The sequence below is a fragment of the Chitinophaga polysaccharea genome, assembly GCF_902150045.1.
In the GTDB taxonomy this organism is placed as follows: Bacteria; Bacteroidota; Bacteroidia; order Chitinophagales; family Chitinophagaceae; genus Chitinophaga; species Chitinophaga polysaccharea_A.
Window position 1 is genome coordinate 889,973 of the sequence record NZ_CABFVU010000003.1, and the last position, 12,363, is coordinate 902,335.

Below are 12,363 nucleotides of genomic sequence, written 5' to 3' on the forward strand. Positions count from 1 at the left end.
ATACAACCAATTGTACGGTACTAACAAACATGTAAGTAATGGCAACCAGGAAGAAAAATTCAACATATACCCGCAATGAAAACATCATTATTGAATGCGACCTTACCTACGCTGTAAATAAGATCGGGGGCAGATGGAAAATACTGATCCTGAGTAAACTGGAAAAGAAAAAAATGCGGTTCAGCGAACTGAAGAAAGAATTTTGCTACATCACCGAGCGCATGTTAACGCTGCAGCTGCGCGCAATGGAACAAGACGGGCTGGTGAAACGGACCGTGTACGCAGAAGTGCCCCCACGGGTGGAATATGAGCTCACAGAAATGGCGGCAGAATTTGGCCCTATCTTCAAACAACTGAGCGAATGGGGAGGCAAACACCGGAAGCTGATTACAAAAGAAGCAAACTAACAAACATTATTTATGGGGCTGGACAGCGTGGAACTGCTGGTGACTTTTGAGAAACATTTCGGTATCGGGATCCCCGATGCGGAAGCGGAAACGATTTTTACGGTACAGGATATGACCGATGTAATAGCAAAGCACCTGACTATTACAGACAATAGTGCGGACCTTCAAAACCGCATCTTCCGGGATATTAAAAACAGCGCCTTAATTAATCCTGGCATACAACTCACGGATAACATCTCCGCCTTTATCTCCCCGGATGATCACAAAACCTGGCCGGCCCTGGAAGATTATTTACAGCTAAAGATTCCCCGGCCCAATACAAAAACGGGCATCTTTGCTCCGCCCAGGGGTTACGACTGGAAAACGATTTCCGCCGGCCGGTTCATCAACGTTATATGCGCGCACAATTTCAAGACGCTTACAAACGCCGCTAATATCAAAAGTAAATACGAAATATATGTTATCGTGATGGGTATTACTTCAGATAAAACGGGGGTCGACTGCTACAACATCACTCCTGCTAAATCCTTTACAGGCGATTTTGGCATCGATTAACCCTTCATCTACATATATTATCTTATTTCAACATATAGAATAAAATCGCCCATACCCAAAAAATAACAGTTTCTTCACAAGCCAGGGGCAGCTTTTTTTCATTTACTATCAAACTTTTATTACTTTTGGCCCCCGAATGAGAGTAGCTGTATTTTTCGCATATCTTTGTTTCCTCCTGCTCAGGGGGGAGGGCTATGCTTTTACCTCTGCTCATCATAACAACCCGGACTCTCTGCTTAAAAATCTTCAACACCAGCACCGCATTAAATTCCTGGACACCAACCAGGATTATTCTACCGTAAATAGTCCTGATCTCGAAGAAGATTGCCTGATCAGTGAAGATTTGGATGAGGAAGATGTTAATAATTTTTCTGCCAGGAAATACAGGTTGCTTACCAGCTATTACCTGACGCTCATCAGCCCGGATGATTTAAGCTATCTCCACAAATGCCATAAAGCCCCTCCACCCTTCTGGGGCTATCTTTCCGATATATACATTACACATAGCGTTTTAAGGATCTGATCATACACCTGTATCAGTTACCGGGAATATGACCATGCGTGCCTGGCGGGTGTGTATTTGATATTACTTTCCTCCTGCATCACAGTTCAGGCGTTATCCTGGCAACTGATCCCGCTTATTGTCCATAGGCATCCCTGCCTTACAAACATACCATCGCTTTAATATCCATTTAATATCATGAACAGAATTGTCATGTTTGCGGGCTTGTTTGTTGTATTGTGCTACACAAGCTGTAAACCAAAAGAAGAAGTAAAAGAAGAAGCCGGCAAATTTACCGTTACCAGCCCGATAAGGATCGATACTTCGTTTACCAACGAGTATGTTTCACAGATAAAATCTGTACGGAACATCGAAATCAGGGTACAGGAAAGAGGTTACCTCCAGAACATTTACGTGGATGAGGGCCAGTTCGTAAAAGCCGGTCAGCTGCTGTTCAGGATCATGCCGAAAATGTTTGAGGCAGAGCTCCAGAAGGCAGAGGCAGAAGTAAAAGCAGCCGAAATAGAGCTGCAGAACACCAAGACCCTGGTAGACAAAAACATCGTTTCCAAAAACGAACAGGCAGTGGCCCAGGCCAAGCTGGACCAGGCAAAAGCTGAAATGGCCCTTGCAAAGCTGCACCTGTCGTTCACCGAAATCAGGGCGCCGTTTGATGGCACTATTGACCGTATCCCGTTCAAACTGGGAAGCGTTATCGATGAAGGCGGGCTGCTGACCAGCCTTTCAGACAACAGCCAGATGTTCGCTTACTTCAACGTGTCTGAACCGGAATACCTCGACTATGCCACCAATGCCAAAGGCCGGGGCGATAACAAAGTAAGCCTGCTGCTGGCCAATAACCAACCGCTTCAGTATAAAGGCGATGTGGAAACCATTGAAAGTGAATTCAACAACGAAACAGGCAACATTGCCTTCAGGGCCAGATTCCCTAACCCGGACAAACTGTTGAAAAACGGTGAAACCGGCAAGGTGCTGATGACCATCCCGCTTAAAAATGCGCTGGTCATCCCACAAAAAGCTACCTACGAAATACAGGACAAACTGTATGTTTTCGTGGTAGACAATAACAACAAGGTAAGATCCAGGAACATCGCCATCCGTGGCCAGATGCCTGATATGTATGTGGTTGAAAACGGCCTTTCGGAAACCGACAAGATAGTACTTGAAGGTGTACAGAAGGTAAAAGACAATGACAAAATCAATTACGATTACCAAAAACCAGCCGAAGTGATTTCCCATCTGCGATTAAAAGCGGAATAGTCGTTCAAGTCCAAACCAGCCTAGTGCCATGCTTAATAAATTTATACAGCGACCGGTTCTGTCCATAGTAATATCGCTTATTATCGTTTTCCTCGGAATACTGGCTATATCACAATTACCTGTTACACAGTTTCCGTCCATCTCGCCGCCAAAAGTAAATGTAACGGCAGAATATCCCGGAGCCAACGGTGAGTTAATGATCAAATCAGTGATCATTCCGCTGGAGAGGGCCATCAACGGCGTTCCGGGAATGAAATACATCGCCTCTGATGCAGGTAACGATGGAGAAGCCTCCCTGCAGGTGGTTTTCAATCTCGGTACCGATCCGAACCAGGCCTCATTAAACGTACAAAACCGCGTGGCCTCCGTGGTGAACAAACTGCCGCCACTGGTAGTACGTGAAGGTGTTAAGATTACCCGCGAGGAATCTAACATGCTCATGTACATCAACCTTTACAGCGATGATCCGCAAACCGATCAGAAATTCCTTTTCAATTTCGCAGACATCAACATCTTATCGGAATTAAAAAGAGTAGATGGGGTTGGCTTCGCCGATATCCTCGGTAACCGCGAATATGCCATGAGGATCTGGCTGAAACCGGATCGTATGCTGGCCTACAAGATCTCTGCCGACGAAGTGATGAAAGCGCTGGGAGAACAAAGCCTGGAAGCCTCTCCTGGTAAAACCGGGGAGAGCTCCGGTAAAAGATCCCAGACGTTTGAATACGTATTAAAATATCCCGGAAGGTTCACAAACAAGGAAGGATACGAAAACGTGATCCTCCGTTCAAGCCCCAACGGTGAGATACTGCGCCTGAAAGACGTAGCAGACGTGGAGTTCGGAAGCTCCATGTACGATATCTATTCCAACCTGAATGGTAAACCTTCTGCGGCCATCGTACTGAAGCAATCATACGGAAGTAATGCCAGCCAGGTGATCAGGGATGTGAAGGCGAAGATGAAAGAGATCAAAGCCAACTCCTTTCCAAAAGGAATGGATTATGAAATCAGTTATGATGTATCCAAATTCCTCGACGCTTCTATTGAGAAAGTGATCCATACCCTGGTGGAAGCCTTTGTATTGGTGGGTTTGGTGGTGTTCCTGTTCCTGGGCGACTGGCGCTCTACCATCATCCCCGCCATGGCGGTGCCAGTATCGCTGATCGGGACGTTTGTATTCATGCAGTTCCTGGGCATCACGCTGAACCTCATCACCCTCTTCGCATTGGTACTGGCCATTGGTGTAGTAGTGGATGATGCCATCGTGGTGATTGAAGCGGTGCACGCCAAAATGGAAGAGGAACATCTTTCGCCACTAAAGGCAACCAAAAAAGCGATGCATGAAATTGCCGGAGCTATCATTGCCATTACCTTCCTGATGGCAGCGGTGTTTATACCGGTAGCCTTCATGTCGGGCCCCGTTGGTATATTCTACCGGCAGTTTTCCATCACCATGGCAACTGCTATTATCCTTTCGGGTGTGGTGGCGCTCACGCTTACACCAGCGCTTTGCGCCATGATCCTGAAGAACACGCACGGGAAACCTAAAAAGCAAAACGCGCTGGATAAATTCCTGGCAGGCTTTAATAACTCCTTTAACCGAACATCAGGAAAGTACCAGAAAATACTGGGCGCCATCGTTAACCGCAGGGCCATCACCTTTGGCGTACTGGCGGCTTTCTGCGCCGGTATATGGTTCATGAATAAAACGGTGCCTTCGGGCTTCATCCCCAATGAAGACCAGGGGATGTTCTATGCCATTATTCAAACCCCGCCCGGATCGTCGTTGGAAAGAACCAACCAGGTGGCAGAAAAGCTGCAGAAAATTGCAGAAGGCGTGGAAGGTGTGCAATCCGTTTCTTCCCTGGCAGGTTATGAAATCCTTACAGAAGGTACAGGCTCCAACTCTGGTACCTGCCTTATTAACCTGAAAAGCTGGGAAGACAGGAAACATTCTGTACAGGAGATCATCAATGAACTGGAAGAAAAATCCAAAGACATCACCGGTGCTACTATTGAGTTCTTCCAGCCCCCCGCCGTACCTGGTTATGGCGCTGCCGGCGGTTTCGAGCTGCGCCTTCTGGATAAAGCAGGGTCGGGCGACTATAAAAAAATGGAAACGGTGAGCAGGGATTTTGTGAAAGAACTGAGTAGACGGAAGGAGCTGTCGTCGGTATTCACTTTTTACAGCGCCAGCTTCCCGCAGTATATGCTGAGGATTGATAACGACCTTGCACAACAAAAAGGCGTGAGTATCGATAATGCCATGAACACGCTCTCCACCCTTGTAGGAAGTAACTACGAGATCAGCTTCATCAAATTCGACCGGCAGTATAAAGTAATTGTACAGGCATCGCCGCAGTACAGGGCCCTTCCGGATGATATCCTTAAGCTGTATGTGAAAAATGACCATGATGAAATGGTGCCGTTTTCTGATTTTATGAAGATGGAAAAAGTATATGGACTGTCGGAAATCACCCGGCACAACATGTACAACGCATCAGAAATCAGCGGGGCCGCCGCTCCCGGTTACAGTAGTGGCGAAGCTATTAAGGTGATCAGCGAAGTAGCGCAGAAGAGTTTGCCCAGAGGGTTTGGGATCGACTGGGCAGGTATTTCAAAAGATGAGGTGGCACAGGGCAACCAGGCTATCTATATCTTCCTGATCTGTCTTGGTTTCGTATACCTGATCCTGGCTGCGCAATATGAGAGCTTTATCCTGCCGCTGGCGGTGATCCTTTCATTGCCGCCTGGTATTTTCGGCGCGTTCTTCCTGTTGAAAGTATTGGGACTGGAAAATAATATCTATGCGCAGGTAGCCATGGTAATGCTGATTGGCTTGCTGGGCAAGAATGCCGTACTGATAGTAGAATTTGCTGTGCAGAAACACAGCTCCGGGTCAACCGTGCTGAAAGCCGCCATGGAAGGCGCCAAGGTGAGGTTCCGGCCTATCCTGATGACCTCCTTCGCATTTATAGCCGGGCTGATCCCGTTGGTGGTGGCCACCGGCCCTGGCCGGCTGGGTAACCGTACCATTGGTACTGCAGCCGCCGGGGGTATGCTTTTCGGAACCGTTTTCGGGGTGCTGATCATACCAGGGCTGTATTACATATTTGGCAGGCTGGCAGAAGGGCATGCGCTGGTGAAAGATGAAGAAGAGAATCCTTTAACAGAAGAAATTGATCACAATGTATAAATTCAGGATACATAGCGGCATTGGCCTGCTGAGCGCCTGCCTGGCGATTGCCAGCTGCAAGGTACCGGCGGTAATGCCCAAGGCAGGAAATACGGTGCCCGCGTCTTTCGGTAACACCGGCGATTCCACCGGCAATATATCAACCATCGAGTGGCGGAAATTTTTTACGGATCCAAACCTGGTAAGCCTGCTGGATACTGCGGTGAAGAATAACCAGGAGCTGATGGTGACCTTACAGGAAATTGAAATTGCAAGAAATGATATCCGTTCCAGGCATGCTGCATTGCTGCCGGTTGTTACAGCCGGTGCAGGCGCAGGTGTAGAGAAAGTAGGAAGGTATACCAGCCAGGGCGCCGGTGACGCATCTACCGAGATCACTCCCGGTAAAGAAATGCCGGATCCGCTGGCAGATTATACCATTGGCGTGAATGCCAACTGGGAAATTGATATCTGGAAAAAACTGCACAATGCTAAAAAAGCCGCAGTAGCCAGGTACCTGTCTTCCATAGAAGGCAGGAACTTTGTGCTCACCAACCTGGTGGCGGAAGTAGCCAATTCCTATTACGAACTGCTGGCATTGGATAACCAGCTGGTGATCGTAAAACAAAATATCGATCTGCAAAAAAATGCGCTTGAAATTGTAAAGATCCAGAAAGAAGCCACCAGGGCAACCGAACTGGCAGTACAGAAATTTGAAGCGGAAGTATTAAACTCGCAAAGCCTGGAATTTGATATCCGCCAGAAGATCAAAGAAACGGAAAACAGGATCAACTTCCTGCTGGGCCGGTATCCGCAGGAGATCCCGCGCGACAAAGGTAATTTCCTGGACGCTTTGCCTCCACAGGTAAGCGCGGGTATTCCCTCACAGTTAATGGGCAATCGCCCGGATATTAAAAAAGCGGAACTGGACCTGGCTGCCGCAAAACTGGATGTAAAGGTAGCCCGGGCGGAATTCTATCCATCGTTTGGTATTTCAGCCGGACTAGGATTCCAGGCATTCAAGCCCTCCTACCTGTTTAAACTGCCTGAGTCGCTGCTGTATTCCCTGGCCGGCGATCTGGCAGGGCCGCTCATTAACCGGAACGCCATTAAAGCGGAGTTCAACAGCGCCAATGCACGCCAGTTGCAGGCTATGTATAATTATGAGCGGACTATCCTGAATGCTTACTTTGAAGTGTCGAACCAGCTTTCCAATATCAGCAATCTTGAACAGAGCTATATCCTAAAATCAAAACAGGTGGATGCGCTGACAAGGTCCATTAATATTTCGAACGACCTGTTCAAATCGGCCAGGGCCGATTACTTCGAAGTATTGATGACACAGCGGGATGCGCTGGAAAAGAAGCTGGAGCTGATAGAAACAAAAAAAGAACAGCTGAATGCCGTGGTGAATATCTACCGTGACCTTGGCGGTGGCTGGAAGTAACAGGATAAATGAAAGAGCCGGCTATGAACCGGCTCTTTTATTTTAAAAGTGTTTGATTAACGTATACCCCGTGTCCTTTCTCCCAGCAAACGCACATAGCCTATCATGGCAAAAAATAATACCAGGCAGAAAAAGCCGCATACGGCCACCGCCCATCCGGGCATATCAGGCCGGAGACCCATAAAATATTGTACCAGTGCATAACCCAATGCCCCAAACATGAACAACATTCCCAAAGGCAGAATAAAATACAGCAACAGCTTCATCCCCAAACCAAAATACCACTCCATCCTTAAATTCATGGAATACAGGATACCACCCACAACAAAATAACCCATCACCAATAGCATTACCACACCGCCTCCAATCAACAGGTATTTGCCTCCGGAAAATTCCTCCGCACGATCCATGCCAGGCTCATAGCCAACAGTAACCACTTCCCCTATTTCTCTTCTACCTGAAGAGGACACGTCTGTTTCAACTTCTACCGGTGTACCATTTTTTAATGTAAAGGCCACGGTCGATTTGTACATGGTAGTGGTGCGGTTTGTTTTGCTGTCGCGGGACTGGTAAGAAGAGATGCTCACTACTTTTCCCTTATAACGTGGCAGCGTAAACGAATTGATCACAAATTCGCCCAGGAAGCCTCCCAGCACTGATGATAAGCTGAGCAGGCAAAACACCACCAGCGATATATAACCAATGCTGATGCAACCGATATTGCCATTGCGGTTATTCCGTTTTAATATTTTTACGGCCACAAGTACCGATAAAACCATAAATGCTATTGCCACCCATCCGTAACCGGTGATACGTAGTAAGATCATTCCCATATTTGCTGTTGTTGAGGTTAACACCATATAACTGCTGCGCAAAATAAGCAGGCTTTTTCATATCTCCTTCAATACGTATTTTTTTGACAGCACTTGAAAAGGTGAATGGCAGGTTATTTTATATTCAGCACAGTGGGCGCATACCCGAAATGTTTTTTGAATGCATATGAGAAATGGGAAAGGTTTTCAAAGCCTGCTTCCACAAACACATCTATGGGTTTACGCTGCTTTTCTGTAAGCTGGTAATATGCCAGTTCCAGTCTTTTTTGTGTAAGCCATTTTTGTGGCGTGGTATTAAAGGCATTTTTAAAGTCCCGCCTGAAAGTGGCCAGGCTGCGGCCTGTGAGATAACCAAATTTCTCCAGCGGCATATTGAACATATAATTGCGCTGCATAAAATCCGTGAGATTTATTTTGCCCGGCTCTTCAAAATCGGCCAACAGGCTATCCATATTTTTGTCGATGGTCCTCAGGATGGTAATGGCTTCCTCTGTTTTAAGCGCCGCGATGCTTTCCGGCAGGCCGGTTTCCAGGTCAAAGTAAGGGATCAGGGAGGCAAAGCAGCTTTCCAATAAAGGATGCTTATCAAAGATCCGTATGCTTTGCAGGGGCGATGGCCTGCCGGGCGATGGCTGGTTCCTCCGGTAATAGTCCTTCAGCCGTTCCGGCGTAAGGTGCATGGCCACAGATTGATGTGGCTTCCTGTCTTTCGGGTAATTGATCACAGTAGCCAGCTGGTTGCGCGGTATCAGGAAAATATCACCTGCATTAAACACATGTGTATTATCGGCCAGTACGATCTTCGTTTCTCCTGAAATGAACCACACCAATATATGGTGCTCAAATACCACTTCGGTTCTGAAAAGCCTGCCGGTGTACGTCGACAGCTTAATATCGGGCGTTATGTATTTTGTCTGAAATTCCATGTGCGCACACAATTTACAAAATAAAAGATCAGCCCGCGGTGAATACAACACCTGTCATTTGTTCGCTGAGCGCCCACAATTTTGCTGCATTGGCGCCGTCTAACGAGTACGGCTGTACGCCTCTTAAAGACAAAGGATCGTCGTAGCGCTTTGCAATACTGCCATTATCCAGTTCAGCAATATCCGCGTTTTCGCAATATACACCGCCTATGCCGTTTAGCTGCGGACTGGTAGCGCACCACACGGTAGTAGCTGCGCCCTGCGGAATAGTTTTCAGTTTGGCTGCTACTTCGGGGAAAATATTACCGTCCGCATCATGGGTGCCCATTTGCCGGAACAGGTCCATTGGCGCTACACGACCCAGGTCTGTGCCATTCACCGAGCCCGGATGCAGGGAAAAGGCCCTCACTCCTGCCACTTTGCCCCGGTGGTCCAGCTCCACGGCAAACAGGTTGTTGGCTGTTTTCGACTGTCCATACCCCTGCAATGTTTCATATTCACGGACCAGGAAGTTCGGATCTTCAAAATTAAAGGGCGCCATCTGGTGACCGTAAGAAGATACGCTGATCACCCTTGCGCCGCCTGCCTGCTTTAAGGCCGGCCAAAGCCTGGCCGTTAACTGGAAATGCCCAAGATGATTAGTGGATAGCTGCGATTCATATCCCCGCTTATCACGCTGCAGCGGTACCCACATAATGCCGGCATTATTGATAAGAAGGTGAAGCGGCTGGCTGGTATGGAGGAACTTTTCCGCGAATGTATCTATCGATGCGGGGTCTGCAAGATCCATGGCTTCAATGCTTACATTTTCCACGCCTGCCAGGTTCCTTATTGCCTTTCCGGTATCGCGGGCTGGTACGGTTACCTTAGCTCCTGCTGATGCCAGGGTTCTTACGGTTTCAAGACCTATCCCGGCATAGCCTCCGGTAACAATAACCGTTTTCCCGTGGAGGTCGATTCCCTTTATTACATCACTTGTTGTTGAGAAGGCGTTGAACCCTGAGCTGATTGGTTGCTGTAATGCACCGTTGTAATTGTCTTTCATAATAACTGATTTTATGAAGCAAAGGTAACGGCGGTTCAGGCAAGTCACTTTGTTTAAAACGTCAGATTACTTTGTTGAAAGCGTCAAAATTACTATTGCCTGTTTAAAACATTTAACTTATTTCACATCTATATAAAACTTATTATTAATAAATAATAATCCTGAATACACTTGCACAAACTTGCATTTGTTTTGAATGGTCATACATGACGGAAAAGAGTAGTTTGCCATAACTCAATCAACAGCTATGTACAGGTTATTCATCAACTTATGTTTTTTATGTCTAATCCAGACAGGATCGGCGGGGCAAACCATATTTGTAGACCCGGCAAAAGGAAAGGACCAGGCAACCGGCACCATAAAAGATCCCCTGGCAAGTATTGACAAGGCAGTAACGATGGCCAATGGTTTTTCGGGGAAGGAACCGGTTACCATAAAGCTCGCTCCCGGGCTGTATTTACTTACCAAACAGGTCCTGATATCTCCCTTCAATATAAAAAACGATACCGTAGCATATACCATTGAAGCGGCTATCCTGCCGGACGACGGCGGCTGGCTACCTTCCAGTATGCCGGTGATACAATCTGTTTCTCCCAACAATAAAAACTACGGGCACTTCGATCATTGTATAGGTATACAGGTGGAAAGGAATAATACCTGTTTTAAAGGATTGAAATTCCTGGGCAATACCCACCCTGCTGTGGTATATTATTATGCCATTGAAAGGCACAGGCCGGAACTGAAAGACATGAAGATATCGCAATGCTATTTTATAGGCAGTAAAAATGCAGCTCCAATGCAGGGCGCAGTGTTTGCGCAGGGCAGCGGCATTAAAATAGATCACTGCATCTTTTATGAATGCAGGAATGCACTTTTACTGTTCCTGTCTGTAAACGGTTTTTCCCTTACCCATTCTATTATTTACGGGGCTTATGAAGGTGCTGTATGGTTCGGGAAATATTCCGACTTTGTTTTCAGGGATAATATTATCGCCAATAATCACTGCTTCTGGGTAGGCATGAAGGATTACCAGCCTCACTATGTTTTCACCAACTCCCTGGTTACAGGAAATGCTATTGATATGGGTTTGAATAATAACGGGACCATTGAAAAAGACAGCCTGGATATGCCCGTTACAAACACTGTGCAGCGATCGGGTAAAGTGCTGCTGAATGAAATAGATAAAGACACTATTCCCGTTAATTATCTGCACCCGTTGCCTGTCTCCGCCGGCAGGGATATTCCCGCGGGAATATTTAAAAAACAACACAGCAGCCGCTGATTGTCCGTTTCCGGACACCTGCTGCCCAGGCATGAACAATTATCGAAAATTACTATACATAACTAAATATGCCGTTTGTCACTTTGATATGGCAGCTTTATTGCGGGCAACTTCGTATAACATCACTATCATGAGTCATATTGTAATTCCTATTCCACCACTCCCCGGCAAACAGGAAATAGAAGTGGAGGTGACGATCAACAACCAGAAACAACAACTGCACTATCGTGTGGAGCTGTTTTACTGGGACGATTGCTCCAACCCCATGGGGCACCGGGCGGATTGTATCAGTGAAATGCTCTCCCATCACGATCCTGAGTGGATGGTATATTACATCGGCGCTCCTACCGATAAATTTGTACCGATCACTTTTGTGAGCAAGGAAAGCAGGAAATTATTGCAGATGTCTCAAGTGTAGGCAGGCAATATTTACAGCAGGCGTTCCAGCACGCCTTTGCGCTTCACAATATTTTTATAATCCCATTGTATTTTTGCGGACTTTTCCAGCCAGCGTTTTAAGAGGTCCGTATCTACCTGCTTTGCATCGGTATAGCGGGCCTCAGCTGCTTTGAATGTTCCTTCCGGTTGAAGGCCTTCTTCTTCAAAAGACTGCCCGCTCCAGAACAGCAGCCTTACACTATCTTTCAACCTGCTGTAGCCTACAATGGGGTTGCCGTTGAGGAACCAAACCGGGTGCCGGTGCCAGATCTTACTTTCAGCACCGGTAAGATGTTTATCAATTTCCCGGGCCAGCTTTGTGCAGATGGCTTTATCCGCAGGCAGCATGGAAGCATTATAGGCTTTAATTTCTTCGTGCATGTTGGAGGTTTTAAAAGATGATCTATTCAACAAAATGTCAGTATACACCGGCTATATCAATTCTTTCCCATACGGCTGCCATGTTACCTCC

The 12,363-nt window shown here is 46.9% G+C and carries 12 protein-coding genes; 8 read left to right on the top strand and 4 right to left on the bottom strand.

All coding sequences use genetic code 11. From position 1 onward, the window contains the following. Nucleotides 1-38: 38 nt before the first annotated feature. The 6 genes from FN124_RS24085 to FN124_RS24110 all read left to right on the top strand — a co-directional run bounded on the left by FN124_RS24085 (nucleotide 39) and on the right by FN124_RS24110 (nucleotide 7,367). Nucleotides 39-407 (top strand): winged helix-turn-helix transcriptional regulator, encoded by a 369-nt coding sequence (locus tag FN124_RS24085; RefSeq protein ID WP_142687319.1) that lies wholly within the window; start codon nucleotides 39-41, stop codon nucleotides 405-407. Between the two features lie 12 nt (nucleotides 408-419). Beyond that, complete coding sequence (locus tag FN124_RS24090; RefSeq protein ID WP_142687320.1) at nucleotides 420-962, top strand: acyl carrier protein; 543 nt, start codon at nucleotides 420-422, stop codon at nucleotides 960-962. Nucleotides 963-1,098: 136 nt separating this feature from the next. After that, complete coding sequence (locus FN124_RS24095) at nucleotides 1,099-1,485, top strand: hypothetical protein (protein ID WP_142687321.1); 387 nt, start codon at nucleotides 1,099-1,101, stop codon at nucleotides 1,483-1,485. 177 nt (nucleotides 1,486-1,662) lie between these two features. After that, nucleotides 1,663-2,745: an efflux RND transporter periplasmic adaptor subunit gene (locus FN124_RS24100; RefSeq protein WP_142687322.1), complete on the top strand. Its 1,083-nt coding sequence runs from the start codon at nucleotides 1,663-1,665 to the stop codon at nucleotides 2,743-2,745. Nucleotides 2,746-2,773: 28 nt separating this feature from the next. Further along, nucleotides 2,774-5,941 carry an efflux RND transporter permease subunit gene (locus FN124_RS24105; protein WP_142687323.1) on the top strand — a complete coding sequence of 1,056 codons (3,168 nt, stop codon included), beginning with the start codon at nucleotides 2,774-2,776 and terminating at the stop codon, nucleotides 5,939-5,941. Further along, entirely contained in the window at nucleotides 5,934-7,367 is a 1,434-nt protein-coding gene (locus FN124_RS24110; protein ID WP_142687324.1) for a TolC family protein, read from the top strand. The genes FN124_RS24105 and FN124_RS24110 overlap by 8 nt, the downstream gene beginning before the upstream one ends. A 56-nt stretch (nucleotides 7,368-7,423) precedes the next feature. Here the strand turns inward: FN124_RS24110 and FN124_RS24115 are convergent, their stop codons facing one another. The 3 genes from FN124_RS24115 to FN124_RS24125 form a co-directional block, all read right to left on the bottom strand. After that, a complete protein-coding gene (locus FN124_RS24115) occupies nucleotides 7,424-8,200 on the bottom strand; it encodes a hypothetical protein (RefSeq protein ID WP_142687325.1) in 777 nt (258 codons plus the stop codon). Between the two features lie 113 nt (nucleotides 8,201-8,313). Then, complete coding sequence (locus FN124_RS24120) at nucleotides 8,314-9,126, bottom strand: helix-turn-helix domain-containing protein (RefSeq protein WP_142687326.1); 813 nt, start codon at nucleotides 9,124-9,126, stop codon at nucleotides 8,314-8,316. A gap of 28 nt (nucleotides 9,127-9,154) precedes the next feature. Next, the gene (locus FN124_RS24125) at nucleotides 9,155-10,171 is read right to left on the bottom strand and encodes an SDR family NAD(P)-dependent oxidoreductase (RefSeq protein WP_142687327.1); all 1,017 of its coding nucleotides are present in this window, start codon (nucleotides 10,169-10,171) and stop codon (nucleotides 9,155-9,157) included. 247 nt (nucleotides 10,172-10,418) lie between these two features. Here FN124_RS24125 and FN124_RS24130 point away from each other — a divergent pair, with 247 nt between their 5' ends. Further along, nucleotides 10,419-11,453, top strand: coding sequence for a right-handed parallel beta-helix repeat-containing protein (locus FN124_RS24130; RefSeq protein ID WP_142687328.1), 1,035 nt, complete (start codon nucleotides 10,419-10,421; stop codon nucleotides 11,451-11,453). A gap of 130 nt (nucleotides 11,454-11,583) precedes the next feature. Continuing rightward, nucleotides 11,584-11,871 carry a hypothetical protein gene (locus FN124_RS24135; RefSeq protein WP_142687329.1) on the top strand — a complete coding sequence of 96 codons (288 nt, stop codon included), beginning with the start codon at nucleotides 11,584-11,586 and terminating at the stop codon, nucleotides 11,869-11,871. An 11-nt stretch (nucleotides 11,872-11,882) separates the two neighbouring features. On the opposite strand, the gene FN124_RS24140 is transcribed toward FN124_RS24135, so the two are convergent. Continuing rightward, entirely contained in the window at nucleotides 11,883-12,272 is a 390-nt protein-coding gene (locus FN124_RS24140; RefSeq protein ID WP_142687330.1) for a DUF1801 domain-containing protein, read from the bottom strand. Between the last annotated feature and the right edge of the window lie 91 nt (nucleotides 12,273-12,363).